Below are 25,366 nucleotides of genomic sequence, written 5' to 3'. Positions count from 1 at the left end.
TGCTTTATTCGCTGCCTCCGGAGGCGGCATTCTCGAGACTGATCGCCCGTGAAGAAACGGCACCGAAAATGCGCGCGGAAGACGCGTTGCGCGGCATGGTGTAGAGCTTCGCGACCAAAGCGCGATCAAATTCGGTTAACTCGCCGGGCGCGCTTGGATCGCCGAACAAGGTCAGTATCGTGTCGATTGGAATGGTGCTGTTGCCGTCGACGCTCTGCGTGCCCACAAAGGCCCGCATAGACGCGTAGTCGGCCAGTTGCATCAAGGTCTTGCTCTTCGCTGCTTCGAATTCGATCAGCATCATCGCGGCGGTGATCTCGCTGGTGACGGGGTGGGTCAGCCGGCTGTTCATTCGGACATTGTTGAGACCGGCGAGCGCTTCGAGCGGGCGGCCGTCGGAGTCGCGCAGTGCGGTGACATTCCACGCCCGAACCGGGCCTTCTTCATTGATAACACGCAGCTTTTGATAACTGAGCAGGTGGTTGATCGATTCAGAATCGAAGTCGAGCCAGGTACTAGCGGGGCCGACGCTCTCTGCCAGAAAGACGACTTTCAGATTTGGTTCGCAGTTTTTTCCATGCCGTTCCCCAGGACCATACTTGCGGGCGTTTTCCCTGATCCGAAATTCCATCGTTTCTGCGTCAACAGGCGAGAGGCCGACAACTTTGGGACAAACCGGGAGGAAGAACCGGGCAATCGGATAGCCCTGGCGCGGCTTGCGAACCACTTCGCGGGCCATCCGGCGGATCTGCGTGCGACGCTCCGCTTCAGCTGGCGGAGCGGTGACGATTATTTCGTCACGCGCTGCCTGTTCGGCGGGCTCCTGTATCTCTTGCTCGGGCGGTTCGGAGGCGGCCGCCGGTTGCACCGCAAGCAGCGCGGAGACGAGACCAAGAATATGACTGGATACCATCGCTTTCCCACCTTCTGCGCACGACCGGACACAATCGGTTGAAATCTGGCTCGGATTTCATGAACTGTCGCTGACCATGCAATGCCCTTCAGATACCAATGGTTCCTTAGCGATCTTGCGATTGCAGCAAGGGCGGCTAGGAGAGAGGCGAGGCGATGGCCTGAAACGACGGGGCGTAATGACACAGACTTTCTGGGACCGCGGATATGCAATTATCGAGGATCTGATTGATCCTTCATTGGTCGGTTTCGTGTCGACTGCGATGGACCTGTCCAAGGCCAATGGCCTGATCAAGGATCGCGGCGCCCGCTACATCAAGAAGGCCGAAGACGAGTATTCTCCAGTGCTCGGCGAGCTGATCCTCAAGCAATGCCAAGCGCGGATCGAAGAAGCGGTCGGGCGCGACCTGTTGCGCGCCTATGCCTATTGGCGGGTCTATTACGAAGGCGCCGACCTTGTGCCTCACACGGATCGCAAGGCGAGCGAGATTGCGGTGTCGATATCCATCGCCTCCGACCCCGCGGGTCAAAACTGGCCGATCATGGTCGAAGACTTCGGCGGCAACGAAGTGGTCGCGGATCTCAAACCCGGCGATGGCATCATCTATCTGGGCCGCGATGTGTCGCATTGGCGCGAAGAATTGAAAGCCAAATCGCACAAGCAATTGATGCTGTTCTACGTGTTGAAAGACGGCGATTATCAGGAGTACGTCTTCGATCGCCGCGAAGGCGATCCGGTGGCAGGCGACGCAGTCTGACGTACTTTTGCGGTGTTTCAGCCGCATGACTTTCCACCGCTGCGTGGGTGCCCCTAGCTTGCTTTGCGCCAAGGGCTGCTTACCTTTCCGACTCAGGCAATTGGCCAACAGCAAAGGACCTTATGGGCCGCAGACCAACCCGCGCAGCCGATCCGGTGATCTCACCCGATCCCACCCCCATTCGCGAATCCCGCCGCGCCAGCGTTGAGATCAGCTTCGAAGATCAGTCGCTTTTGGGACCGCTATTCGGGCAGTTCGATGCCAATCTGGTGCAGGTCGAGAACCGTCTTTCGGTGATGATCCACGCGCGCGGTGACAAGATCGTGATCGAAGGGCCTGAGGACAATGTCGCGCGGGCCCGTGAGACGCTGAACACCATGTATGATCGCCTGGCATTGGGGCAGGATCTCGATGCGGGCGCGATTGAGGCGCTGATTGCCATGTCGAACGAGCCGACGCTGGAGGGGATCATTTCGGGCGAGAAGGATTCCCCGCCGATCATGATCCGCACGCGGCGCAAAACGATTGTGCCGCGCAGCGCAACGCAGGTCACCTACATGCGCAGTCTGGCGCGCGACGACATCATCTTCGCGCTCGGCCCGGCGGGTACTGGCAAGACCTATCTCGCGGTCGCTCAGGCGGTCAGCCAGTTGATCACCGGTAGCGTGCAGCGCCTGATCCTGTCGCGCCCTGCGGTGGAGGCGGGCGAGAAGCTCGGCTTCCTGCCCGGCGATATGAAGGACAAGGTCGATCCCTATCTGCGGCCGCTCTACGATGCGCTGTATGATTGCATGCCGCCCGAACAGGTGGAGCGCCGGATCGAAAGCGGCGAGATTGAGATCGCGCCGATCGCCTTCATGCGCGGGCGGACACTGGCGGACGCTTTTGTGATCCTCGACGAAGCGCAAAATACGACGCGTGAGCAGATGAAGATGTTCCTCACCAGATTCGGCCAGAACAGCCGGATGGTGATCTGCGGTGACCCGCGTCAAGTCGATATCCCCGGTGGCGACCGGATGAGCGGACTGGCCGATGCGGTCGGCAAGCTGGAGGATGTGGACGGCTTTGGCACGATCCGCTTCACCGCCGCCGATGTGGTGCGCCACCCGATTGTGGGGCGGATCGTTGAGGCCTATGAGGGTGAGGGATCTTAAGCGTTCATTGCTCTTCTTATGGTCTTTTCCAAGGCCTCAACTCTTTGAACTTAAGGCGATTTCGTTATGAATTTGCGCGTCATCGCGTTGACGGTCACTGCCGTGCTTTTGCCGGTTATGGGCACTCCCGCTGCTGCGGATGAGAAAGCGCAGAATGGATCGAACAATATAGAGCAACTGCGTGCTCAGTTGCAGCTGGACGAGTCAATAAGCAGAGCTTCTTTTGCCTCATGCGAAGAAGCCGTGCGTCAGCTTTTCAGTATTGAAAACATTGTGAAACGGTATGGCGAGGCAAGCGATGATCCGTTTGCGCGTCCGTACACGTTTGCGCCTTTGAAATGCACTGTCGTCTACGATGACAATCGCGAACCCTTGGCCATCGTCGCGACCCCCCGGCCGGGTCTCAAGAGACTGCCGAAGCCAGCGAAGGATAGCGCTACCTTGCCTGTCTACGCAAAGAAGCGTGCGCAGGTCCTTGTTTCAAACGACGAACGCCGGCGCATCAAGGCCAACTCGCTGCGCAAGATCGACGGGGTGCCGGTCTGGTTTGAATCCACCCCTTCATCGATGGCGGCTGCCCGGGCTTTTCTTGATGCGACGGCGCAGATCAACACGCGCAACGTGCGCGTTCCGCGCGGTTGGCGAAAACATATTGGCAAATACCGGTCGGTGTCTCCACTACGCGAGAGCGACACCCTCTACACGTTCAGTACGCCTGAAGAAGTGTTCCTTGAAGGTATCATACGCGCCAACGGGGACATCATTATCCCTCCCATCTACGATCAGGTCGAACTCATCGATGGTGGTTTCATCGCGCGGACCGAGGATGGCTTGGACGGTCTGTTCTCGCTCGATGGAAAACCCATTTTGCCGGTCGAGTACAACAGCATCGTGCACAAGGGTGAAGGTCGCGTGTCAGTGTTTGACGGCGAGGAACGCTATCAAGTCTACGACACTGCAAGCCGCGCGTTTCTGGGCGAGCGCTACGAAGATCTCGACTTTATCGAAGACGCAAATCTGATCGTTGTTGAGAACGACGGTGTGCATCGTTTCCTCACCCGCGACATGACCCCGGCATTTGGCGGGAACTATTCGCGCGTCATCCGCCTCTCTGGAAACAAGTTCATCGTCAAAGCTGGCGACGCGGAGTCACTGATCGATCAAAGCGGGAATGCGCTCATTCCGGCGAAGTTCGATTCACTTTGGCCCCATGGAAAACACAGCCTGATCTATGCAACGTCCGACAAGGAAACGGCCTATTTTGATTATGACGGGCAACAGATCAGCCCCGAGGGATGGAATGTTCACTACGCGCCGTCGGTCGAGAAAGCCTACATTACGGTCAGTGACATGGATGGCCGTTTCGGAGTGATCGATTCGTCCGGCAAATTTGTCATACCTGCCGAATATTCGCAGATTCATCAGTTCAGTGAGGGCTATCTGCCAGCAGCCAAGCCGGTTGAGGGATGGTCTCAGAAAGGACAGCGCTTTGGCCTTTTGGATGAGGCGGGGCGCACGATCATTCCTTTTGCCTACGAAAACCTCCAGCTTGTGCGAAAGGGACGGCTGTGGGCGCGCAAGGACGGCAAATGGGGACTTATCGACACGGGCCAAACCGTGATCGCGGATTTCACCCTAGATCAGATTTCGCGCTTCAGAGAGGTCCGGGACCCGGAAACGAGGGAGGACCTGCCGCTTATGATTGCGAAGAAGGACGGCCTTTATGGCATGGTTCGCCATGACACCGGCGAAGTCGTCGTTCCGTTTGCCTATGCAGAGGCCCGGCCTCTCGCGCTGCAATTGCGCAAGGATGGTGAGTGGGTGACCTATCCGTGTGTTGTAAAGCCCGAGATTGACCGGTGTAAGCCAAACCAAAGACCCGGCGCCGTCGTGATCCCAAGCTCGCGACGTCCGCGCTGACGATCAGCCCATTAAGGTCGCCAGTGAGTGCAAACTAGAGTGCTAGCCAGTGGAAATTGAACTCGACATCGAAGGCTGGCCTAGCGGCCAATGGGAAGCGCTGGTTGAGCGCGTTTCCACCTCTGCCACCCATGCCGCTGCCGAACTTGCAAATCCTCGCCTCCAAACTAGCATCCTCTTCACCACCGACGCAGAGGTTCACACACTCAACCGCGAGTGGCGCCAGCGCGACAAGCCGACCAATGTCCTGAGTTTTCCCATGCTCACACGCGACGATTTGCTTGAACTCGCTCCTGAAGGTCCTCCGGTCATGTTTGGGGATATTGCGCTTGCCTATGAGACCTGCGCTCGGGAGGCCGAGGAAAAGGGCATCTCGCTTGAACACCATGCTGCCCATCTCATCATCCACGGGCTGCTCCATCTGGCTGGCTACGACCACGTCCATTCCGACGCAGAAGCCGAAGCAATGGAGGCTCTGGAAACGCGCGCTCTTGCAAAAATGGGTATCGCTGACCCATATGGGGACCGTGAGGTTTAAGGAGAAACCGGGCTGGGCCCGAAACTGACGATGCCCGATTCCCAATCCCCCGCCGGAGACGCGGAGAGTAGCAGCGGCCCTTGGTCCACCTTGGGTCATGCTCTCAAAAAACTAGTCGGTGCCGGTGACGGCGATCGCTCGCTGCGTGCGCAGCTTGAAGAAGCGATCGACGAACACGAGGGCGAGAACGACGACGATCAACACGAAGACAATGGCGGCAATGGCGATCTTTCGCCCGTTGAGCGGCAGATGCTGCGCAATCTGCTGCACTTCAGCGAGCACGATGCCGACGATGTCGCGGTGCCGCGCGGCGAGATCATTGCGGTCGATGCGGCACTCAGTTGGAAAGAACTTGTCGCGACCTTCAGTGACAACGGCCATTCGCGCCTACCGGTCTATCGCGGCACGCTAGATGATGTGATCGGGATGATCCACATCAAGGATGTGTTTCCGTTTCTAGCGAACGGAAAACCGCCGCCGGCTGACTGGACGACCTTGATGCGGCAACCGCTTTATGTTCCGCAGGTGCGCGGGGCGCTCGATGTGCTGGCCGATATGCGCTCGCGGCGGGTGCATCTGGCGATTGTGCTCGATGAATTTTCCGGGACCGACGGGATCATCACGATTGAAGACCTCGTCGAGGAAATTGTCGGTGAGATAGAAGACGAGCATGACGAAACGCCCGAGGCGCTGATTGTGCCGATTGGCGAAGGGATGTGGGATTGTGATGCCCGAGCCGAGCTGGAAGATGTCGCCGAAATGGTCGATCCAAGGCTCGAAGAGGTCGAAGAATCGGTCGACACTCTTGGCGGCTTAGCCTTTGTTCTGGCTGAGCAAGTTCCGCCGGTTGGCGCGGTTGTGGAACATCCGAGCGGTTGGCGGATTGAAGTAACTGCGGGCGACGAAAAGCATGTCACCAGGCTGCGCCTTCACGCTCCCGCTGTTGAGAATGAAGTGCAATAATCTCACGCTAGAGAAAAAAATTCACATCTTTCTTCTATTTTTTGCATCCATCCAGCGCGCCATTCGTATCTCCTTATAAGCAAGGAGAGTTTGATGCCGACCCGTCGTTTACCACCGCTTCGTGCACTCGAAGCTTTCATGCGTACAGTTCGCCTCGGATCTGCGCGCGCAGCTGCTGAGGAAATTGGCCTGAGCCCGTCCGCGCTTTCGCGGCGGATCACCAACCTTGAAGAATTTGTCGGCAAGAAGCTGTTCACGCGCGCACGGCAATCGATGCAGCTTACCGACGAAGGGCAAGCGTTCTACGAGGCGGTGAATCCGCATCTGGAATCGCTCGCCCGCGCCGTCGAAAGCCAATCGGACAATATCTCGCTGCTGCGCCTGCGCCTTGGCGTGTTGCCGCTGTTCGGCAGCCAGCGATTGTTCCCGCGGCTCGGCGAATTGCGCAAACGTCATCCGCTGCTGCATATCGACATCGACACCGGACCGCACCTTGAAGACCGGGTAGGTGACACGCTGGACGCAGCGATCATTCTGTCGCGCGGCCCTGCATCGGGGCTGCACGCGGTGCGGCTTGATCACAATCTCGTCCACGCGATCTGCAGTAAAGAGATTGCGAATTCTGTGGGGGATGATCTGCAAGGTGAAGGACTGCCCAAGCAAACCTTCCTGATCCACAACGAACTTCCCGAAAGCTTCGTCGCCTGGAAGAAGGCGCATGACCTGGACGAACTCGATCCGGCGGCGATCGATCACTACGATTCCGGCCAGCTGATGCTGGAGGCCGCCGCGCAAGGGCTGGGTATCGCGATCATGCATGATGATCACATGCGGCGGGCGCAGGATAACCGTCTCACCGATCTATCGAACAAGCAGGTCGAAAGCCCGTACAGCTATTGGTTTGTGTGTAAGCCGACGGCGCTGGAATCGCGCCCGGTTCGGCTGTTCCACGATTGGCTGGTCAGAGCAGGGCTCTAGTCGACTTCGGTCGGGATCGCCGGTTCACGTGGGGCCTGGTAGCGGATAGGCGCGACATCGTGACTGAAGTCACGCAGCGGCTTTCCCAGCGCCTCGCACAGCGCCTCTTCGATCCTGCGACGCGCTTCGGCACCGATGGCCTTGCGTCCGCGAAAATCTTCCGGGCTGAACGGTTCGAGGAAATGAACGTGCAGGGTGAAGTTCCCCTTGCGTGACAGGACGCGCCTGGCATTGTTCAGCCCGCTTTCGTCACCAATCCACCCGATCCATTCGGCGACAGAACCGTAGTCCAGCAATACAGGCTGTACGAGCACGCCGGGCGGGGGCGGTTCGAGCACGCTGAGCATGCTGGTCTTGAACGGCAGCAGAGATTGCCCGTCGGTTGTTGTGCCTTCGGGGAAGACCGTGACCGACCAATTGTCCGCCAGGGCTTCTTTCAAAAGGTTGATCTGATCGGCGACGCCGAGGCGATGCTCGCGTTTCACGAAGACCGTCCGGTTTAGCGAAGCAAGCCAGCCCACCACGGGCGATTGCTCCAGCTCCGCCTTTGCGACGAATGCGGTGCCGCAGGCGCCCGCCATGGAGAGAATGTCGATCCACGAAACGTGATTGGCGATGTAGAATACGTCACGCTTCAGGTGCGTGCCGTGAATCTTGACCTTCGCGCCTGAAACACGCCCAGCATAGCGCAGGAACAGCATCGGGAAGGGTGAGCCATAGGCGAAGATGCGGTAAATGTAGTGCAGCGGGACGAAGATCAGCAGCAAGCCAATCAGTCCAAGGCTGCGCCAGAAGATCCGCATCCAGCCGATGGTCGAAATTGGCGTGATTTCACCGCGCGCGGCGGCAACGCGGTCTTCCCACGCCCTAGATTCGCCATTTGAGATAGGTCGATCGGTGCTGGCGGGATCAGTCATCCCGCGAAAGCCTCACGCCGTAAAGCTCCATCCGGTGATCAACCAGACGATAGCCGAGCTTCTCGGCGATCTGGCGTTGGAGCGATTCCACTTCGGGATCGACAAATTCGACGACCTTGCCGGTTTCGACGTCGATCAAATGATCGTGATGCGCCTCAGGCACGGGCTCATAGCGCGAGCGTCCGTCGCCAAAATCGTGGCGGTCGAGAATGCCGGCCTCTTCGAACAGGCGAACTGTCCGGTAGACCGTGGCGATGGAAATCTTCGGATCGATAGACGAGGCGCGTTGGTGCAGCAGTTCAACGTCGGGGTGATCGTCGCTGTCCGACAGGACTTTCGCGATCACGCGTCGCTGCTCTGTAATGCGCAGCCCTTTTTCGGCGCAAAGTTGTTCGAGGTCGATCTTCTGAGTCAAAACATGCTCCGCCAGCAGAGTTCCGCCCCGTCCTTAACCAGACGGGGCGGGTAGCTCAAGTTGGCGGCAACCGTGTTTACCGGCTGGCTCTTACGCCGCCTTTTTACGACGACCGCGTCCGGTGCCAGGCTTGCGGCCCAGGCCGATCTTCTTGGCGAGGTCGCGGCGCTTCTCAGCGTAGTTCGGTGCAACCATCGGATAGTCGGCGGGCAGGTTCCAGCGCGCACGATATTCTTCCGGCGTCATATCGTAGTTGGTGCGGAGATAGCGCTTCAGCATTTTCAGCTTTTTGCCATCTTCGAGGCACACGATGTAGTCCGGCTTGATCGAAGCGCGGATCGAGACTGCAGGCTCGGGCGGGGCTTCTTCAGGCTCGGCATCTTGGCCAAGGCCCTGGAGCGCGCCAAACACATTGGTGATAAGCTCCGGCACGTCCTCGACGGCCACGTCATTGTTGCTGACGTGAGCGGCGACAATGTCGCTTGTCAGCGTTATAAGTGTTTCCTTCATCTCGATTTCCAAGTCTTGCATGAGTCCCTCACAAATTTTTTGTTTACTCGGATTATTTCCGATTACTCGCCCATGAACCAACAGCGCAGTGATTGCAAGCCGTGTCGCGGGCGGTTGTCAGATTAGTTGTGAGTAAGAACGGTCTAGATTGTCCGACCGAAAGTAATCGCGTCAATCTTCTCACCACTAGCCATGCGGTAATAGTTCGGACGAACGCCAATCGGTTCGAATCCGACCTTCTCGTAAAGATGGATCGCGGGGTTTCCTCGCCGCATTTCCAGATAGATACGCGTCGCGCCGCGGCTGCGAGCGGCGGCAAAAAGTTGGTCGATCAGTGTCTGGGCAAGCCCCTTGCCACGGTGCTGCGGTACCACCGCAATCAGCAGCAATTCCTCTTCTCCCGGTGCGGCCCGAGTGAGCACGAAACCCGCCGGATCGCATTCAGACTTTTCGACAGTCTGCCCGTCAGCATCGACAATCAGCGCATGAGTGCTTGGCATGGAAAGGGCATCGCCGATTTGCCGGCGATTCCACGCTTCGCCAAAATTGGGATCGAATGCGGTTTCCATTACCTGCATGATCCGGTCGATGAGGCGTGGGCACGTCACCTTGGAAAAGTCTCTTTTGAGTTCAGGTGCTTCGAGGGTTTTGGTGCCTGCGGCTTTGCATCCGGAGCCCGGCCGTAAATCGGCGAAATGGTGCTCTGGAGCAGCGTAGCAGGCAAAAGAGGCGTGCCGCGCGCGTCTGGCAAAATGTCGAGCGGAGTAAAGTAGTTAATATTACCTATTGTTGCGAGTTCTTTGGCTTTGCTTCCAGCAACTATGTGGTGGCTGTCCCGCTTGAGCGCGGCCTCGGGTGTCAGCGATGCCATTTCCCCCTCAGGATTGCCGGTCGCATCGAAGTCTTGAACGAACCATTCGCCGTGCCCGCCATTCATACAGACCGTCACGGCGTCCTGGTGTTCTGACCGCGCCATGGCGGCGACCAGGGCTAGCGTTGGGTAACCCACGACCTCGGCCTGCCACGCGACGCCTAGCGCACGCGCAGCCGCAATGCCTATTCGAACACCGGTGAAGCTGCCCGGGCCGAGCGACACGAGAATGCGCTCGGCGCGGCCTTTGTCCGGAAGATCGGCAATCATCGGGATCAAGTGTTCCGCATGGCCGCGACCGATGGTCCGGTGTTCATGCGCAAGCAGATCGGCGCCGCCCTCGCCGGCGGAGTCGAAAAGCGCAATGGAACATGCCTCTGTGGCAGTTTCGATGGCGAGAACACGCATAGTAAGAACGCCCTGCCTCAGAGAGGCAGCGCTCGCAAGGTCATCGAATGCTTAGACGATCGTGTTGAAGCGTTCGAAGTCAGGGCGCGGGCTGCGGTCGAAGATACTGTCCGGGTCGCCGTAGCCGATCGAACAGATGAAGTTGACGCGGTGGCGCGGCTGACTGGCGAAGAATGCGGCGTTGACCGCATCGGCATCGAAACCCGACATTGGACCACAATCGAGCCCAACCGCACGGGCAGCGAGCATCAGATAGGCGCCCTGCAGCGATGAATTGCGAAACGCGCCTTCTTCGCGGCCTTTTTCATCGCCTTCGAACCAGCTTTTCGCGTCGGTGTGAGGGAAGAGCCATGGCAATTCTTCGTGAAAGTCGATGTCATAGCCAAGAACAGCGGTGACAGGGGCGGCCACGACTTTTGCTTTGTTGCCTTCCATCACGCACTCGGCGAGCTTGGCTTTGGCTTCTTCGCTTTTGACCCACACGATGCGCACCGGCTGCATATTGGCGGAGGTTGGGGCCATCTTGGTGAGGTCCCAGATCGCTTCGATCTGTTCATCGCTGACAGGCCGATCGAGCCAGCCATTGTAGCTGCGTGCTTCGTTGAAGAGTTGTGCGAGTGCTTCGTCCGAAAGGACGGTGTCGTGGAATTGTTTGGTCATGTACGTCCCGAGAATTCTTCTGTTTTTGTTATGCGGCCCGAACTTCAACGACTTCGGGCACGTAATGTTTCAGCAGGCTTTCGATTCCGTGCTTCAGCGTAGCGGTGCTCGATGGACAACCGGCGCATGCACCCTGGAGTGAGAGATAGACGACCCCGTCTTCAAACCCGCGATAGGCGATGTCGCCGCCATCGCCTGCGACAGCCGGGCGCACGCGGGTTTCGAGCAATTCGTTGATCGCCGCGATGGTTTCGGCATCTTCGGCCTTGTCTTCGACTGCCATGGCCGCATCTTCGGCAGGGACCGAAATCCCGTCCGCCGATCCGCCAGCGAACAAAGGTGCTTCGGATACGAAGTGATCGAGCAAAATCGCGACGACTTGCGGCTTGAGCGCGCCCCAATCGCTGCCAGGGGCTGCCGTGACCGTGACAAAGTCCCAGCCGTAAAAAACATTCACGACTTCGCCGGTGTCGAAAATCGCCTGCGCAAGCGGGCTGGCCTCTGCAGCTTCGGGCGAGGTGAATTCCCGCGTTCCTGATTGCATAACACTGCGACCGGGAAGGAATTTGAGGCTCGACGGGTTCGGTGTCGTTTCTGTCTCGATAAACATGACACACACTTAGGAAGCGCCGGCGCTATCGACAACTGATGAATGCGTGTGAAGCATTCACTATCCCTTCAGACCCTGACCGCTTATAGATGCACATATGAATCTGTTTTCCAGCGCGCTCCGCGCCATTGCCCTTATCGCAGCGCCTGCGGCGCTTGCCCTTCCTGCCGTCGCTCAAGAGACCGCGCCGCAACCCCCGGTCCCCGCTCCGCAAGCGGTCCAGACCGGCGACGAAGTGCCGTGGCTGTATGAAGGCAGCAACGTTCCGGTCGACCGGGAGTGGCTGTTCGGAAAGATGGACAACGGCCTGCGCTATGCTGTGCGCCGCAATGGTGTGCCGCCAGGTCAGGTTTCGATCCGGGTCCGCGTGGATGCCGGTTCGCTGCATGAACAGGACAGTGAACAGGGTTTCGCGCACCTTCTCGAACACTTGCTGTTTCGTGAGAGCGAGTATCTGGGGCAGGCCGAAGCGATCGCCGCATGGCAGCGACTGGGGGCGACCTTCGGCAGCGATGCCAATGCGGAGACCAGCCCGACGCATACTGCCTATAAACTCGACATTCCCAACATTGACCGCGCGAAGCTGTCGGAAAGCTTCAAGCTGCTCTCCGGTATGATCAAAGCGCCGGTGCTGAGCGAGGAAAATGTCTCCGCTGAGCGGCCAATCGTGTTGGCGGAAAAGCGCGAACGGGGCGGGGCGTCGCAGCGCGTTAGCGACTTCACCCGGCGTACCTTCTTCGCAGGGCAACGGCTGGCCGAGCGCAACCCAATCGGCACGGTCGAAACGCTCAACGGAGCCAGAGCCGCTGCCGTGCAGGCATTCTACGACCGCTGGTATCGCCCCGAAAACACCGTGATCGTGGTGGCTGGCGATGCGCCTGCTGAAGTGCTCGCGGGTCTGGTCGAGCAATGGTTTGGCGATTGGCAGGGCACTGGCCCGGCCGGTCAGGCACCCGATTTCGGTGATCCAGTCGCGCCCGCCGGGGCTGAGCTGGCCGCTGGCACTGGCTTGCCATTAGGCGAGATCGGCGTCGTGGTTGAGGCGGATTTGCCGCGCAATCTTACCTATGCCGTTATGCGTCCATGGCGGAAGGTCGACGATACGATCGTCTATAATGAAGGCCTGCTGCTCGACGCGCTGTCTCAAGCGATCATCAACCGCCGCCTTGAAGTGCGCGCGCGGGCAGGGGGCAGCTTCCTTTATGCTCAGGTGCAGCAGGACGACATTTCGCGTTCGACCGATGCGACCTTCGTCAGCTTTGCACCGCTCACTGCCGACTGGCAGACTGCGCTCGCCAATGTGCGAAGCGTGATCGCCGATGCGCTCACAACGCCCCCGACACAGGAAGAGATCGACCGCGAAGTCGCCGAATTCGACGTGATCTTCGCCAACCAGGTCGAACAGAGCAGCGTGCAGTCGGGCTCCGACTTGGCCGACAACATCGTCAACGCGGTCGATATTCGTGAGACGGTCGCTTCGCCCGAAACGGTTCTGGCCGTGTGGCGCGGCATGAGCCAGCGCTTCACGCCGGACGAAGTGTTCGCCCGGACCAAGAAGCTATTCGAAGGCGATGTTGTCCGTTCGGTCTACGTCACACCGGGTGTGGACGAGGCAAGCGACGAAGCATTGCAACTGGCACTGGCCAGCGAAGCCACTGTTGACACAACAGCCCGGGTCGCGGCTCAGAGCATCTCCTTCGATGAACTCCCGCCGGTCGGACCTGCGGGTCAAATCGAAAGCACCGCGCCGCTAGGCATCCTCGATGTTGAGCAAGTCAACTTCGCCAACGGTGCGAAGGCGCTGCTGTGGTCCAACAATGCGGAGCCGGGCCGTGTGACTGTGCGTGTGCGCTTTGGCGCAGGCTACCGCGCGTTTGACGCGAACAGCGCTGTCTACGCGCCACTGGGCGAAATGGCGCTGGTTGGATCGGGTATCGGGGAACTCGGCCAGAACGAGATTGACCGCCTCGCAACCGGGCGCAAGCTCGGCTTCGAATTCGAGGTCGACGATGGCGTATTCACCTTTACGGCGCAAACCCGTTCCGATGACGTGGCCGACCAGCTTTATCTGTTCGCCGCCAAGCTTGGCATGCCGCGCTGGGACCCGGATCCGGTCGTCCGCGCCAAGGCTGCGGCAGAACTGGCCTACAACACGTTTTCAACCAGCCCAGCAGGCATGATCAACCGCGACCTCGAGTTTCTCGTGACAGATCGCGATCCGCGATTTGCTACGCCGACCCCCGAGACGCTGCAGCAGGTGACGCCCGATGGCTTCCGCGCTGTCTGGGAACCGTTGCTAAAACAAGGGCCGGTTGAGGTACTTGTGTTCGGCGAATTCGACCGGGACGTGATCGTCGAGAAACTGCGCGAGACATTCGGCGCGCTGCCTCCGCGTGAGCCGATCCCCGCAGAAATCGCTGCTAAAGTGCCGGCTTTCGCCGCTCCTTCAACGCAGCCAACCGTGCTGACTCACCGCGGCGACGGCAATCAGGCAGCGGCTGTGATTGCTTGGCCAAGTGGGGGCGGGGTGACCAGCATCCGCGAATCTCGTCAGCTCGAAATCCTCACCCAGCTGTTCAACAACCGCCTGCTTGAGGCTCTGCGCGAACGGGCTGGCGCAAGCTATGCGCCGCAGGTCTTTTCGAACTGGCCGACCGACATCGAAAGCGGCGGGACGATCACCGCGCTGGCTCAGCTGGAGCCCGAATTCGTTCCGATCTTCTTTGCCGAGGCAGACAAGATCGCGAAGGATTTGGCCGAGAATCCGCCCACCGCCGATGAGCTGTCACGGGTGACCGAGCCGCTCGCACAATTGGTGCGCCGGGCGTCGACCGGGAACACTTTCTGGCTCTACAACCTCGAAGGCTCGACCACCGATCCCCGCCGGGTGACGCTTCTTCGCAGTCTGCTGCAGGATTATTCGCAAACGAACCCGCAGATCATGCAGTTCCTTGCGGACCGTTATTTTGGTCAGCGCTCTCCCATGCGGTTGGCTGTGATCCCTGAGGGGCAGGCGCTAGCGACGGGTCCCGGCGGATACACTGGCGCGACGACAGGCGCGGCTCAGCCAGCAGCGGTTGGTCCGCCAGCCGAGGAAATTATCGGGCGCTGATCGAACGCAGCGATCACTTAGGCCGTGAAATAATGTTGTTGCAAAGTGCCAAGCTGCTTTACAAATCAAACATTGCTGCGTAGCGGCGCGGCCCAACTCAAGACGGATACGAGATTAGAACGTGGCTCAGAACTGGACCCCCGACGGCTGGAAAGCCCATGAAGCGCGGCACCTGCCGCATTACGAAGATGCTGCCGAGCTGGCAGAGGCAGAAGCCACGCTGCAAGCCTATCCGCCGCTGGTCTTTGCCGGTGAAGCGCGCGCTCTGAAGGCCGATTTGGCCGATGTGGCCAACGGCAATGCGTTCCTGCTGCAAGGCGGGGATTGCGCTGAGAGCTTCGCCGAATTCCACCCGAACAACATCCGTGATACCTTCCGCGTGTTGCTGCAGATGGCGGTCGTGATGACCTTTGCCAGCAAGCATCCGGTCGTGAAGGTTGGGCGCATGGCAGGCCAGTTTGCCAAGCCACGTTCCGCGCCGACAGAGACCAAAGGCGACGTCACGTTGCCGAGTTATTTCGGCGACAATATCAATGGGATCGAGTTTGATCCTGAGACACGCCGCAATGATCCGGGCCGGATGGTCCGCGCCTATTCGCAGGCTGCGGCAACGCTGAACCTGCTGCGTGCCTTTGCAGGCGGTGGCTATGCAAACCTGCGTCAGGTTCACCAATGGACGCTCGATTTCATGGGCCGGACCCCATGGACAGACAAATTTGCCGAGACCGCCGACCGGATTGGCGAAGCGCTGGATTTCATGGAAGCCTGCGGGGTCGATCCCGCAACCGTGCCGCAGCTTCAGGCGACAAGTTTCTACACCAGCCACGAAGGGCTGCTGCTGCCATACGAGGAAGCGCTGACCCGGCAGGATTCGCTAACCGGCGATTGGTACGCCACCAGCGCGCACATGCTCTGGATCGGCGACCGCACCCGCTTCCCGGGTAGTGCGCATATCGAATTTGCGCGAGGCATCGGCAATCCGCTTGGTATGAAATGCGGCCCATCGCTGGAGCCAGACGCGCTGATCGAACTGCTCGATGTGCTCAATCCGGCGCGCGAAGCGGGGCGCATCACGCTGATCAGCCGGTTCGGTCACGACAAGGTCGAAGAGGGCCTGCCCAAGCTCATCCGCGCGGTCGAGCGCGAAGGGCATCCGGTGGTGTGGAGCTGCGATCCAATGCACGGCAACGTTGTGAAGTCGGACAGCGGCTACAAGACACGGCCCTTCGACCGGATTCTCACCGAGGTGAAGGGCTTCTTCGCCGTACACCGCGGCGAAGGCACGCATCCGGGCGGCATCCATATCGAGATGACGGGACAGGATGTGACCGAATGCGTCGGCGGGGCCGTGGCCATCACCGACGATGCGTTGGGCGATCGTTATCACACCCACTGCGATCCGCGCCTGAATGCCGAACAGTCGCTCGAACTCGCGTTCCTGATTGCCGAAACGCTCAACACCGAAGTGAACGAGCGCCAGGCCGACGCGGCTTAACCCTAATCCGGCATAAGTAGAGTCCACAGGGGTGCTGTGCGCCCGCCCTTGATCGCTCGCATCTAACGCACTCGCTTGAGAAGAAAGCGAGAATGATGCGCGGATTACAGCACAGCCGGTTGGATGTGGGCGCGAATGCACCCGACGCGCCGGTACTTGGCGCCTTGCTGGGGCCAGAGGCGCTGGCCGGCATCAGTCTGCTTTTGGGCCTCGTCGCATTTGCGGCCGTGATCGGCGTGATGATGGCGCGGCGTGAAACGCGATATGCCGCTCGTATCGCTCGCGAACGCGGCAGCAAGATGAGCGAATTGCTCCGCACCGTGCGCATGGCCGAAAGCATCGCCGACCTCGGCGTATGGCTGTACGATCCGGCCACCGGGAAACAGCAATGGTCCGATGGCTTGCGCGCTCTGTTCGGCGTGGATCACGACGACCCCTTCGTCGATGGCGATGCCGAAACCTTGCTGTTCGCCAATGATATAAGCCTGATTGATTGTGTGACCGAACACCGGGAAACGCGTGAGCCGTTTGAGCTGCGCTACGATATTGTCGGCTACGATGGCGTTGAACGATCGATCTCCGTCCAGGCTTGCAATCTGCCCAACCACAGCGGCGGTGTCTGCCGGGTTGTCGCAGTGGTCCGCGATGTCACCGATCAGGTCGCGAGAGAGCGCAGTCTTGAACATTCACGGGAAATCGCTCTGTCCGAAGCACATCAGGCGCGCGAACTGGCGGCAACCGACCCGTTGACCGGGCTCGCCAATCGCAGACGGGTGATGGCGGCGTTGGACAAGATTGTCGTTCAAGCGCACCGCTATTCGCAGCCGCTTTCCTTGATCGTCTTCGACATCGATCACTTCAAATCGGTCAATGACACCTATGGCCATCCGCAGGGCGACCGCGTGCTTCAGCAGATTTCGCAGATCGCACGACGTCAGGCCCGCGACAGCGATCTAGTCGGCCGGGTCGGGGGCGAGGAATTCGTGTGGATCGTACCGGGAGCCGACCAGGGCTTTGCCCGGATTATGGCCGAACGCCTGCGCCAGGCAATTGCTTCAGGCAGCGCCGTGGGCGACGTGCCAGCTGTGACCGCCAGCGTTGGCTTTGCCGAGCTTTCGCGGCAGGACACGGCGCTGACCCTTTTTGCGCGCGCGGACGCAGCTCTCTATGAGGCGAAGCATGCGGGCAGGAACCGGGTTCGGATAGCCGCCTAGCCGCGAATCGGCACAATTATCGGAACGCGACTGCGCTTCGCAGCCCAAGCCTTTCAATTGTCACGGCATTGAGGCATGGCCTCCGGCATTCGAAGGCCGGTAGGCCGGGCAAGCACGGGAGGCGAGCGTGCCCCAATCAATGCCGAGCGGCGATCCTGCCGCGTCTGGCGATCTGCAAGAGCGGTTCCATGCCACCCGCGCGCTGACCGAAGCCTTGGTCGCGCCTTTGTCCGATGCCGACGCGACGCTCCAATCGATGGAGGACGCATCGCCCGCCAAATGGCACCTGGCGCATACGACGTGGTTCTGGGAAACATTCCTGCTGCGCGACCATGCTACGGGCTACAGGCTGCTCAACGATGAATGGCCGTTTTGCTTCAATTCCTATTACGAGGCCGAAGGCGAGCGCATTGGGAGGTTTTCGCGCGGCCTTCTGTCTCGCCCTTCGCTGGATGAAGTGCGGGAATGGCGAGCGCATGTCGATGCGGCGATCGAGCCGCTGCTCGCTGATCCACACCATGCGGACTTGATTGCACTTGGTATCGCGCACGAACAGCAGCACATCGAATTGCTGCTGACCGATATCAAACACGCGCTGTTCCAGAACCCACTCGGCCCTGCGATGTTCGAGGGCGCACCCGAACCGGCCATGTCGCCGGGACAGAGCGAAATCGGCTGGCACGAGCATCCGGGCGGCGTGGCTTTGATCGGCACAGACGAGAGCGGTTTTGCGTTCGACAATGAAGGCCCGCGCCACCGCGTGCTGCTGGAGCCTTTCGCACTGTCCCGGCGTCTTGTGTCCAATCGCCAGTGGGACGAATTCATAGCCGATCGGGGATACGAAACCGCTTCAATGTGGCTTTCCGATGGTTGGGCATGGGTAAAGGACAACGCGATCACAGCGCCGCTCTACTGGCGCGAGGGGCGGACCTTCACGCATCAGGGCTGGCAAGAGCGCGACCCCGATGCGCCGGTCACGCATATCTCCTACTACGAGGCTGATGCCTACGCGACATGGGCGGGCGCACGGCTTCCGACCGAGTTCGAGTGGGAAGCGATTGCGCGCGGCCAAGACGACGAAGGTCAACCACCGGCGCACAATGCCGAGAGCGGCAATCAGCTCGACGGTGCCTTCGCCCCGCATCCCCAAGGCGGTGAAAGCCTGTTCGGCGATTGCTGGCAGTTCACCCGCTCGGCCTATTTGCCCTATCCCCGTTTCAAGCCGGCGGCGGGGGCAGTGGGAGAATATAACGGCAAATTCATGAGCGGTCAGTTCGTGCTGAAAGGCGCCAGCTGCGCGACGGTGCGCGGCCATTCCCGCGCCTCGTATCGCAATTTCTTCTACCCGCATCAGCGCTGGCAATTTACCGGGCTGCGGCTCGCGAAGGACCTTTAGTATGACGACGCAAAAGGGCCTGAAGCTGGTCGAGCGCGATGATGATGGTGTTGATACGGCATTCCGCGCCGATGTGCTTGATGGCCTGTCCCAGCCACAAAAGGCGATCCCCGCGCGGTGGCTCTATGACGATGCCGGTTCGCAGCTGTTCGAGGACATTACGCAGCTCCCCGAATACTATCCGACCCGCGCGGAGACAGAGATACTGCAGACACGCAGCGGAGAATTTGCCGAGCTGATCGGGGAAGGACGAGCCGTAGTCGAATTTGGCTCAGGCTCCTCGGTAAAGACGCCGCTGCTGCTATCGGCGATTGCGCCGAGCGCTTACGTCCCGCTCGATATCTCAGGCGATTTCCTGCGTGCCGCTGCCGCCGATCTGGCGGAGAAGTTTCCCGGCCTTCCGGTCTATCCCGTCGAGGCCGACTTTATGCGGGAGGTCGAATTGCCTACTGCCGTTGCGGACCAACCCAAGCTGGGTTTTTTCCCCGGATCGACCATCGGCAACATGGTCGCGCGCACAGCGGTCGATCTGCTGCGCAATATGCGCGAGACTTTGGGTGTGGGCGCACAATTGCTGATCGGGATGGATCTGATCAAGGATGAGGAAGTGCTCGTCGCCGCTTATGACGACGCCGCCGGAGTGACGGCCGAGTTCAACTATAACCTCGTGCGCCGGATCAACCGCGAGTTGAACGGCGACATTCCACTCGATACGCTCAGCCATGAGGCGCGTTGGAACGATGACAACGCGCGGATTGAAATGCACCTCGTTGCGGGTGGTGACATTGCGTTCTCCGTCGATGGACAAGACTTCACCATGAGGACTGGTGAGACGATCCACACAGAGAACAGCCATAAGTTCAACCGCCGCACTGCCAATATGCTGCTGCTCGCCGGGGGCTGGGAGCCGCAAGCCCGCTGGCTCGACAAGGGCGGCCAGTTCTCGCTTTTGCTGGCCGAAGCGAAGCCACCTCGCAGCGCTCCTTGATTCCTTGAAACAAGTGTCGGCGCGGTGCGTTGGGGCGCCATGGATACACACAACAACGACATACTGATCATCGGTGCTGGCATGGCGGGGCTGACCTGCGCGACCCGGCTGGCCGCAGCGGGGTATTCGGTCACCGTGCTCGACAAAGGGCGCGGGCCAGGCGGACGCATGGCCGCACGCAGAGCGGAAATTGCTGGCGAAACGGTCTCTTTCGATCACGGCGCGCAATATTTCACTGCTCGTGATCCTGGATTCCAAGAGGTTGTTTCGAAATGGGAAGAGACCGGAGCTGTCGCGCGCTGGACTGCCGCAGGCGGCGATGCGTGGGTTGGTACTCCCGGAATGAATGGTCCGATCCGGGCGATGGCTGAGCCGCTCGATGTGCAATGGGGCACGCGGGCCGAAGGCATCGCGTGCGAAGGCACTCGCTGGAAAGTGAAGGCGGGCGAACGGGTTTTCGCTGCCTCCACGGTTCTGGTCGCTATCCCCGCAGAGCAAACCCGCGAATTGCTGTCTGCAACTGCGCCGCAATTCGCGGCTATTGCAGGTGGCGTTACGTCGGAACCTTGCTGGGCAGTGATGGCTGCGTTTGATCGACCACTGCTCATTGCCAAAGACGCTATGCGCGATCCAGAGGCGGCGATTGCATGGGCCGCTCGCAATTCGGCGAAGCCGGGCCGCAAAGACACGGAAGCCTGGGTGCTGCACGCCTCACCAAAGCGCAGCCGTGAAGTGCTCGACGTGCCAAAGGAAGAGGCAGCAGCGCTGCTCCTTGCCGACTTTTTCGACCAGACTGGAATTGACCCAGTCGGGCCGCTCCATTGTGTCGCGCATCGCTGGCTCTATGCCATGCCGGAAAGGGTCGCGGGCGAACCGGCGCGATACGATGCCGAAGCGCGCATCGGGATCGCTGGCGACTATCTGCATTCTCCCCGCGTCGAGGGAGCATTCGTTTCGGGCCGCGCACTCGCCGCTCAGGTGCTGGCGCACCCATAAGCGCTAGTGGACGCCGGGGCCTCGCCCGGCCTAGCTCGCTCTCTGATTAGAGGGAGTAAGTGAATGCAGGACCTGTTCGATCTTTCGGGACAAACCGCCGTTGTAACCGGAGCGGGGCGCGGGATTGGCGAGGGCATCGCTTCGCTGCTGTCCGAAGCGGGCGCGAATGTGGTGTGTGCCGCACGTTCGGCAGACCAGATCGAGCGGGTGGCCGAAGCCATCAATTCCAGCAATTCATCGGGCCGAGCGATCGCGCAGGTCACCGATGTATCAAGCGCCGAGGATATGGACGCCCTGGCGCAGCGCGCCGTCGATGAGTTCGGGCGGCTCGACATCTGGATCAACAATGCCGGCGGGTCGCTGGTCTCCGCGCCTTTGACCGAGCTTGACCCAGCAGAATGGGACAAGACGCTCGCGGTCAACCTGTCGTCGGTGTTCTACGGCGTGCGCGCGGCGGCCAAGCATATGACCAATGGCGGTTCGATCGTGAACACATCTTCCATGGCGGGCCGCGATCCGTTCCCCGGCAGTGGCCATTACAGCGCCGCCAAGGCAGGGGTGAACATGCTGACCAAGACGCTAGCGCTGGAGCTAGGCCCGCAAAAGATCCGCGTGAATGCGATCCTTCCCGGCTTTGTGCCGACCGACACGGTCAAGAAGGCGCTCGATATGACCGATGAAGATTTCGGGCCGCTGTTGGAGCAGCTGAACCTGCCTGCCGGACGGCTAGGCACACCGCGCGATATTGCCGCGTGCGTGTTGTACCTCGTGGGCAACTCCGGCGAGTGGGTGACTGGTCAGAACCTGTGCGTGGCGGGGACTGTTTAAAGTCGCTTTCCAACAATGATTTCGATCCAAAGTTGTCTAGCTCGCTGGAAACGATTGAGAGGTTCAAATGCCCGTTATTCCGCACCCCGCACATCCATCTGATCCCAATCATGTGATTTTGACGGATTTTGCGACAAACAGTGCCCGGCTCAACGGTGATCATTGTGATTGGCTGGACGGGCACGCCGCCCGTGAGCTGCGGAGACCCAACCCTTCGTGGATCTATGTGCGCGGGCTTGCGAGCAGGCTTGGCCCTCCTGACGTAAACTTGGCGCTCAGCAACAGGCGCGCGCATTCGGTTCTTTCGTATCTTATCACCAATCCGCTGGCTGATGTAGGCCGCCTGACCGGAATTGATGCGCGAGGTGAAGAATGGTCCGATGGCGATGAGCGCGATGATAGCGCTCGCTGGCGCGCGGCAGAGGTGATTATTTCACGCAACCGGATGCCGGTCAGGCACGTCACGACCTCGCCACCAGAAATGGTTGATCGCATCACGCGGCGAAGCTGGGTCATGGATCCAAGAGTTTCCGGGTTAGGGGCAGCCAGTGCTGGTGCCGATGGCCGCGGCGAGCAATGGAACAGGGTTGGCAGGACTGTCGCAAGACATCTCAATCCCGACATTGGCGAGCAACCTCAGCAAACAAGGCGGATGAACCAAAGCCACCGGGTCAACAAGATTGTGGTTTATCGCTCCAGTGAGAGCCAGACGGTGGCGCTGGCAACCACGGTCTCAATGGATACCTATCATGTTGATTATCACTGGGGTCCGCCGACGCCGCAGGTTATCCTGAACCGGCATGGCCGAATTACAATGATTGGGCGCGAGCAGGCCCGGCCCTGGATCGAGGAGCCGGGCAGGCAACTTTTCTAGCGCCACGAGCTGCAGGGTAACGCACTGACCTGTGCCCCTTCGTGAGCAGGTTCGATCCTGTACGAGATCAGTTCTAAGGAATTCTGGCTGGGGTGGCAGGATTGGCCTGACGGCCGTCTCCGCTACGCTCCGCGCAGCTCCGCCTTCGAACCTGCATGTTCCTTCGGAAGCAGGCTCGATCCTGTGATCTGATGCTTTGAGAATTGTTGGCTGGGGTGGCAGGATTCGAACCTGCGCATGCCGGTACCAAAAACCAGTGCCTTACCACTTGGCTACACCCCAGCAGAGGGGCGCTCTATAACGCGCTTGTCGGATATGTGAAGGGGGTGAATTCTACGTTGCTGTCATACGGCGAGACGATAGATCGACCTCCATCCGCGCAATCACATCGCGATTGATGTTGTAGAACAGCAGCGCGATAATGGCCGGGATCATGATGGCGGCCGGGATGACCGCGAACGCGGTCTGGATTCCCATCAATGCTGTCTCCGATTGCTGTGCATCTTTCGCGAATCCGGTCAAATCCAGCATAAAGCCAGGTATTGCCGAACCGAATGCAATCCCTGCTTTCACGGCGAATACCGATGCAGCGATCACTAACGCGGTCATTTGACGCTTGGATTTCCAGTCAATGAACTCTGCGATGTCCGTGAACATCGAAAAGGACAGTATCATCAGCATCCCGAACCCGGTGCCGACCAGGTACTGTACAAACGTCTGTGGCCACATCGCGTCGAGCGGGAGGACGTAGAACACAGCGATCATGACGGCTTTGAGCATGCCGGCCGCCATGAGCAGGTGCGACTTTTCAAATCGCTTTTGCAAGATGTTGCCTACGATGACTCCGGTGACTTGACCAACGGCGAGCGCCGTCAGAAACAACGCAGTGCGGTCGAAAAACAGGAAGGCCGGATCGCCGCCGTCTCCCACCACATACTTGAAGAAGAACAACGCGCTGCCTGCCCGCGAGGCGATCGCCGTCACACCCAGTATTGCTGCGATGGCGACAGCGATCCATGGACCGGTCCGGACGAGCACAGCTACGTCGGCTAGCGGCGCGCCATTAGTCGTGGCAGGCGGGATGCGCTCCTTTGTGGTGGCAAAGGTTGTCATCAAACAGAACACCGCGACCGCCGCGATGCAAGATATGGTCAGCAGGATGCCAAACGCTTCGTCACCTGCGCCAAACTCGCGCACCAAAGTTGTGCCGAGTGCGCCGACCAATATCCCTCCTAGCGCAGAGAAGAACATGCGAAACGCAGTCACACTGGTGCGCGTTTTCGATGACGGTGAGATCACGCCCAACAACCCCCCGTAGGGCACGTTGACCGAAGTAAATGCCAGCATGCACAGTGTGTAAGTGACATAGGCCCAAATAAGCAGTCCCGTTTCGCCAAGGGAATCGGGTGCGCTGAAAATCAGGATCATGGTCAGACCAAGCGGCACCGATCCAAGCAGCAAATAGGGGCGATAGCGACCCCAGCGGGTTCGAGTGCGGTCGGCCACCATACCCATCACGGGGTCGGTAAAAGCATCGACCAGTTTTGTGAGGAGCAGCATCAACCCGATGGCCGCCGGAGCCAATCCACCAAGGTCGACAAAGAAATAGAGCAGGAAGACGCCAAAGAAATTTAGCATCAGCCCCGACGCAAGATCTCCGATACCGTAACCGAGCTTTTCCGCCAGGCCTACTTCTTCATGCGACGCTTCGGTCAATCCGCGGCCCTCTCTTCCAAACAACAATGAGCCTAAAACCAATTGGTTTCCAGCCCATTCCTGTAAGCGATGTTTCGCGGGTCAGAATGTGAAGTCGAGATTCAGTCCGTCGAAATCCTTGGCTGAGTGGCGTTCGAGAAGTTGCTGATCTCCATCGCCCCAGACCTTATTGACGAGGCGACCGCGCTGTACCCCGGGACGGGCGGCAATCTCGCGCGCCCAACGCGCGACATTTGTGTATTCGTCGATCGACAGGAAAGTCTTGGCTTCGTTGTAGATGGTGCCCGCAACAAACGGGGCAAGCCATGGGAAATTTGCCATGTCGGCGATCGAGTAATCCTCGCCGCCGAGGAAGCGTGATTGGCCCAGCCGCTTGTCCGCAACGTCGAAAATCCGCTTGGTTTCCATCGCATAGCGGTTGATCGGATACTCGTATTTCTCGGGAGCGTAGGCGTAGAAGTGGCCGAAACCGCCGCCGATAAATGGGCCAGTGCCGACTTGCCAGAACACCCAGCTGAGCACTTCAGCGCGCGCAGCGGGATCGGCTGGAAGAAACTCACCGAACTTCTCGGCGAGATGGACGAGGATCGCACCGGATTCGAAAATTCGGAAGGGCTTATCTCCGCTTTGATCGAGCAGCGCCGGAATCTTTGAATTCGGATTGATGTCCACAAAGCCGCTGGTGAACTGCTGCCCTTCGCCGATATTGACGGTGTAGGCGTCGTATTCCGCGCCAGTGTGGCCTTTCTCGAGAAGTTCCTCGAGCATGATGGTGACCTTCACGCCATTAGGCGTGGCTAGCGAGTGAAGCTGGAACGGGTTGTCGCCCTTTGGCAGCTCGCGGTCTTCGCGCGCGCCCGACGTCGGGCGGTTGATGTTGGCGAAGCGGCCGCCGGATTCGGTATCGGCGCTCCAGACTGCGGGCGGGGTGTAAGTGGGATCGGCCATGATGCGTGTCTCCTTGTCTCGGGAGGGAAATTCTTGGGACGGAAAATCGTCTGACCCTTGCGGCGTGAAGTGGCGGTTTGATCGAGTTTGCGCAACCATGCAGGCCCCAAGCTTTCGCTGCCAGTGCCAAAGCGCAGCTTTGGGTCGCATTTGCTTGGCCGAGCGCGATCTCTAGGAACTTTAGG

At 59.7% G+C, this 25,366-nt stretch carries 24 protein-coding genes and 1 tRNA gene; 14 read left to right on the top strand and 11 right to left on the bottom strand.

Annotated elements, in window-relative coordinates; translation table 11 throughout:
• Nucleotides 1-4: 4 nt before the first annotated feature.
• The gene (locus tag Q0837_RS08550) at nucleotides 5-913 is read right to left on the bottom strand and encodes a hypothetical protein (RefSeq protein WP_298467607.1); all 909 of its coding nucleotides are present in this window, start codon (nucleotides 911-913) and stop codon (nucleotides 5-7) included.
• A 178-nt stretch (nucleotides 914-1,091) separates the two neighbouring features.
• On the opposite strand from Q0837_RS08550, the gene Q0837_RS08545 reads away from it, so the two are divergent.
• From Q0837_RS08545 to Q0837_RS08520, 6 genes are all read left to right on the top strand, one after another.
• Entirely contained in the window at nucleotides 1,092-1,670 is a 579-nt protein-coding gene (locus tag Q0837_RS08545; protein WP_298467604.1) for a hypothetical protein, read from the top strand.
• 122 nt (nucleotides 1,671-1,792) lie between these two features.
• On the top strand, nucleotides 1,793-2,824 hold the full coding sequence (locus Q0837_RS08540) for a PhoH family protein (protein WP_298467600.1): 1,032 nt from the start codon (nucleotides 1,793-1,795) through the stop codon (nucleotides 2,822-2,824).
• Nucleotides 2,825-2,890: 66 nt separating this feature from the next.
• Complete coding sequence (locus Q0837_RS08535; RefSeq protein ID WP_298467597.1) at nucleotides 2,891-4,744, top strand: WG repeat-containing protein; 1,854 nt, start codon at nucleotides 2,891-2,893, stop codon at nucleotides 4,742-4,744.
• 49 nt (nucleotides 4,745-4,793) lie between these two features.
• Nucleotides 4,794-5,282: an rRNA maturation RNase YbeY gene (ybeY, locus tag Q0837_RS08530; protein WP_298467594.1), complete on the top strand. Its 489-nt coding sequence runs from the start codon at nucleotides 4,794-4,796 to the stop codon at nucleotides 5,280-5,282.
• A 30-nt stretch (nucleotides 5,283-5,312) separates the two neighbouring features.
• On the top strand, nucleotides 5,313-6,245 hold the full coding sequence (locus Q0837_RS08525; RefSeq protein ID WP_298467591.1) for a hemolysin family protein: 933 nt from the start codon (nucleotides 5,313-5,315) through the stop codon (nucleotides 6,243-6,245).
• A 93-nt stretch (nucleotides 6,246-6,338) separates the two neighbouring features.
• A complete protein-coding gene (locus Q0837_RS08520; RefSeq protein ID WP_298467587.1) occupies nucleotides 6,339-7,223 on the top strand; it encodes a LysR substrate-binding domain-containing protein in 885 nt (294 codons plus the stop codon).
• Here Q0837_RS08520 and Q0837_RS08515 read toward each other — a convergent pair.
• From Q0837_RS08515 to Q0837_RS08485, 7 genes are all read right to left on the bottom strand, one after another.
• On the bottom strand, nucleotides 7,220-8,140 hold the full coding sequence (locus tag Q0837_RS08515; RefSeq protein WP_298467584.1) for a 1-acyl-sn-glycerol-3-phosphate acyltransferase: 921 nt from the start codon (nucleotides 8,138-8,140) through the stop codon (nucleotides 7,220-7,222). The two genes, Q0837_RS08520 and Q0837_RS08515, sit on opposite strands and share 4 nt — an antisense overlap.
• Nucleotides 8,133-8,555 (bottom strand): Fur family transcriptional regulator, encoded by a 423-nt coding sequence (locus tag Q0837_RS08510; protein WP_298467581.1) that lies wholly within the window; start codon nucleotides 8,553-8,555, stop codon nucleotides 8,133-8,135. The genes Q0837_RS08515 and Q0837_RS08510 overlap by 8 nt, the downstream gene beginning before the upstream one ends.
• Nucleotides 8,556-8,645: 90 nt before the next feature.
• Nucleotides 8,646-9,086: a MucR family transcriptional regulator gene (locus tag Q0837_RS08505; RefSeq protein ID WP_298467579.1), complete on the bottom strand. Its 441-nt coding sequence runs from the start codon at nucleotides 9,084-9,086 to the stop codon at nucleotides 8,646-8,648.
• Between the two features lie 122 nt (nucleotides 9,087-9,208).
• Nucleotides 9,209-9,673: a GNAT family N-acetyltransferase gene (locus Q0837_RS08500; RefSeq protein ID WP_366519693.1), complete on the bottom strand. Its 465-nt coding sequence runs from the start codon at nucleotides 9,671-9,673 to the stop codon at nucleotides 9,209-9,211.
• A complete protein-coding gene (gene tsaB, locus Q0837_RS08495) occupies nucleotides 9,670-10,344 on the bottom strand; it encodes a tRNA (adenosine(37)-N6)-threonylcarbamoyltransferase complex dimerization subunit type 1 TsaB (RefSeq protein WP_298467577.1) in 675 nt (224 codons plus the stop codon). Before tsaB ends, Q0837_RS08500 begins: the two co-directional genes overlap by 4 nt.
• A 51-nt stretch (nucleotides 10,345-10,395) precedes the next feature.
• Entirely contained in the window at nucleotides 10,396-11,004 is a 609-nt protein-coding gene (locus Q0837_RS08490; RefSeq protein ID WP_298467575.1) for a malonic semialdehyde reductase, read from the bottom strand.
• A gap of 28 nt (nucleotides 11,005-11,032) precedes the next feature.
• Nucleotides 11,033-11,614 carry a NifU family protein gene (locus tag Q0837_RS08485; RefSeq protein ID WP_298467572.1) on the bottom strand — a complete coding sequence of 194 codons (582 nt, stop codon included), beginning with the start codon at nucleotides 11,612-11,614 and terminating at the stop codon, nucleotides 11,033-11,035.
• Between the two features lie 97 nt (nucleotides 11,615-11,711).
• Between Q0837_RS08485 and Q0837_RS08480 the strand changes: the two genes are divergently transcribed.
• From Q0837_RS08480 to Q0837_RS08445, 8 genes are all read left to right on the top strand, one after another.
• A complete protein-coding gene (locus Q0837_RS08480) occupies nucleotides 11,712-14,726 on the top strand; it encodes a pitrilysin family protein (protein ID WP_298467570.1) in 3,015 nt (1,004 codons plus the stop codon).
• Between the two features lie 121 nt (nucleotides 14,727-14,847).
• Nucleotides 14,848-16,221: a class II 3-deoxy-7-phosphoheptulonate synthase gene (locus Q0837_RS08475; protein WP_298467568.1), complete on the top strand. Its 1,374-nt coding sequence runs from the start codon at nucleotides 14,848-14,850 to the stop codon at nucleotides 16,219-16,221.
• A gap of 92 nt (nucleotides 16,222-16,313) precedes the next feature.
• Nucleotides 16,314-17,435: a diguanylate cyclase gene (locus Q0837_RS08470; protein WP_298467566.1), complete on the top strand. Its 1,122-nt coding sequence runs from the start codon at nucleotides 16,314-16,316 to the stop codon at nucleotides 17,433-17,435.
• Nucleotides 17,436-17,574: 139 nt separating this feature from the next.
• Complete coding sequence (gene egtB / locus Q0837_RS08465) at nucleotides 17,575-18,831, top strand: ergothioneine biosynthesis protein EgtB (protein WP_298469859.1); 1,257 nt, start codon at nucleotides 17,575-17,577, stop codon at nucleotides 18,829-18,831.
• Nucleotide 18,832: 1 nt separating this feature from the next.
• Nucleotides 18,833-19,819 carry an L-histidine N(alpha)-methyltransferase gene (egtD, locus tag Q0837_RS08460; protein WP_298467563.1) on the top strand — a complete coding sequence of 329 codons (987 nt, stop codon included), beginning with the start codon at nucleotides 18,833-18,835 and terminating at the stop codon, nucleotides 19,817-19,819.
• A gap of 39 nt (nucleotides 19,820-19,858) precedes the next feature.
• On the top strand, nucleotides 19,859-20,815 hold the full coding sequence (locus tag Q0837_RS08455) for an NAD(P)/FAD-dependent oxidoreductase (RefSeq protein ID WP_298467559.1): 957 nt from the start codon (nucleotides 19,859-19,861) through the stop codon (nucleotides 20,813-20,815).
• A gap of 63 nt (nucleotides 20,816-20,878) precedes the next feature.
• A complete protein-coding gene (locus Q0837_RS08450; protein ID WP_298467556.1) occupies nucleotides 20,879-21,643 on the top strand; it encodes an SDR family NAD(P)-dependent oxidoreductase in 765 nt (254 codons plus the stop codon).
• A 67-nt stretch (nucleotides 21,644-21,710) separates the two neighbouring features.
• A complete protein-coding gene (locus Q0837_RS08445; protein ID WP_298467553.1) occupies nucleotides 21,711-22,517 on the top strand; it encodes an OmpA family protein in 807 nt (268 codons plus the stop codon).
• A gap of 207 nt (nucleotides 22,518-22,724) precedes the next feature.
• On the opposite strand, the gene Q0837_RS08440 is transcribed toward Q0837_RS08445, so the two are convergent.
• The 3 genes from Q0837_RS08440 to yghU form a co-directional block, all read right to left on the bottom strand.
• Nucleotides 22,725-22,799 (bottom strand) — tRNA-Gln (locus Q0837_RS08440).
• A 51-nt stretch (nucleotides 22,800-22,850) separates the two neighbouring features.
• Nucleotides 22,851-24,233, bottom strand: coding sequence for an MFS transporter (locus tag Q0837_RS08435; RefSeq protein ID WP_298467550.1), 1,383 nt, complete (start codon nucleotides 24,231-24,233; stop codon nucleotides 22,851-22,853).
• A gap of 81 nt (nucleotides 24,234-24,314) precedes the next feature.
• On the bottom strand, nucleotides 24,315-25,181 hold the full coding sequence (gene yghU / locus Q0837_RS08430; RefSeq protein WP_298467547.1) for a glutathione-dependent disulfide-bond oxidoreductase: 867 nt from the start codon (nucleotides 25,179-25,181) through the stop codon (nucleotides 24,315-24,317).
• Between the last annotated feature and the right edge of the window lie 185 nt (nucleotides 25,182-25,366).

The organism is uncultured Erythrobacter sp., from assembly GCF_947499705.1.
In the GTDB taxonomy this organism is placed as follows: domain Bacteria; phylum Pseudomonadota; class Alphaproteobacteria; order Sphingomonadales; family Sphingomonadaceae; genus Erythrobacter.
This window is presented reverse-complemented; position numbering and strand designations above follow the sequence as displayed.

Coding starts and splice junctions, on each gene's coding strand:
- Q0837_RS08480 (WP_298467570.1), top strand. CDS start 11,712: ATGAATCTGTTTTCCAGCGCGCTCCGCGCCATTGCCCTTATCGCAGCG.
- Q0837_RS08455 (WP_298467559.1), top strand. CDS start 19,859: ATGGATACACACAACAACGACATACTGATCATCGGTGCTGGCATGGCG.
- egtB (WP_298469859.1), top strand. CDS start 17,575: ATGCCGAGCGGCGATCCTGCCGCGTCTGGCGATCTGCAAGAGCGGTTC.
- Q0837_RS08525 (WP_298467591.1), top strand. CDS start 5,313: ATGCCCGATTCCCAATCCCCCGCCGGAGACGCGGAGAGTAGCAGCGGC.
- tsaB (WP_298467577.1), bottom strand. CDS start 10,344: ATGCGTGTTCTCGCCATCGAAACTGCCACAGAGGCATGTTCCATTGCG.
- Q0837_RS08490 (WP_298467575.1), bottom strand. CDS start 11,004: ATGACCAAACAATTCCACGACACCGTCCTTTCGGACGAAGCACTCGCA.
- egtD (WP_298467563.1), top strand. CDS start 18,833: ATGACGACGCAAAAGGGCCTGAAGCTGGTCGAGCGCGATGATGATGGT.
- Q0837_RS08535 (WP_298467597.1), top strand. CDS start 2,891: ATGAATTTGCGCGTCATCGCGTTGACGGTCACTGCCGTGCTTTTGCCG.
- Q0837_RS08445 (WP_298467553.1), top strand. CDS start 21,711: ATGCCCGTTATTCCGCACCCCGCACATCCATCTGATCCCAATCATGTG.
- Q0837_RS08545 (WP_298467604.1), top strand. CDS start 1,092: ATGACACAGACTTTCTGGGACCGCGGATATGCAATTATCGAGGATCTG.
- Q0837_RS08470 (WP_298467566.1), top strand. CDS start 16,314: ATGATGCGCGGATTACAGCACAGCCGGTTGGATGTGGGCGCGAATGCA.
- Q0837_RS08505 (WP_298467579.1), bottom strand. CDS start 9,086: ATGCAAGACTTGGAAATCGAGATGAAGGAAACACTTATAACGCTGACA.
- Q0837_RS08515 (WP_298467584.1), bottom strand. CDS start 8,140: ATGACTGATCCCGCCAGCACCGATCGACCTATCTCAAATGGCGAATCT.
- yghU (WP_298467547.1), bottom strand. CDS start 25,181: ATGGCCGATCCCACTTACACCCCGCCCGCAGTCTGGAGCGCCGATACC.
- Q0837_RS08520 (WP_298467587.1), top strand. CDS start 6,339: ATGCCGACCCGTCGTTTACCACCGCTTCGTGCACTCGAAGCTTTCATG.
- Q0837_RS08540 (WP_298467600.1), top strand. CDS start 1,793: ATGGGCCGCAGACCAACCCGCGCAGCCGATCCGGTGATCTCACCCGAT.
- Q0837_RS08450 (WP_298467556.1), top strand. CDS start 20,879: ATGCAGGACCTGTTCGATCTTTCGGGACAAACCGCCGTTGTAACCGGA.
- Q0837_RS08485 (WP_298467572.1), bottom strand. CDS start 11,614: ATGTTTATCGAGACAGAAACGACACCGAACCCGTCGAGCCTCAAATTC.
- Q0837_RS08550 (WP_298467607.1), bottom strand. CDS start 913: ATGGTATCCAGTCATATTCTTGGTCTCGTCTCCGCGCTGCTTGCGGTG.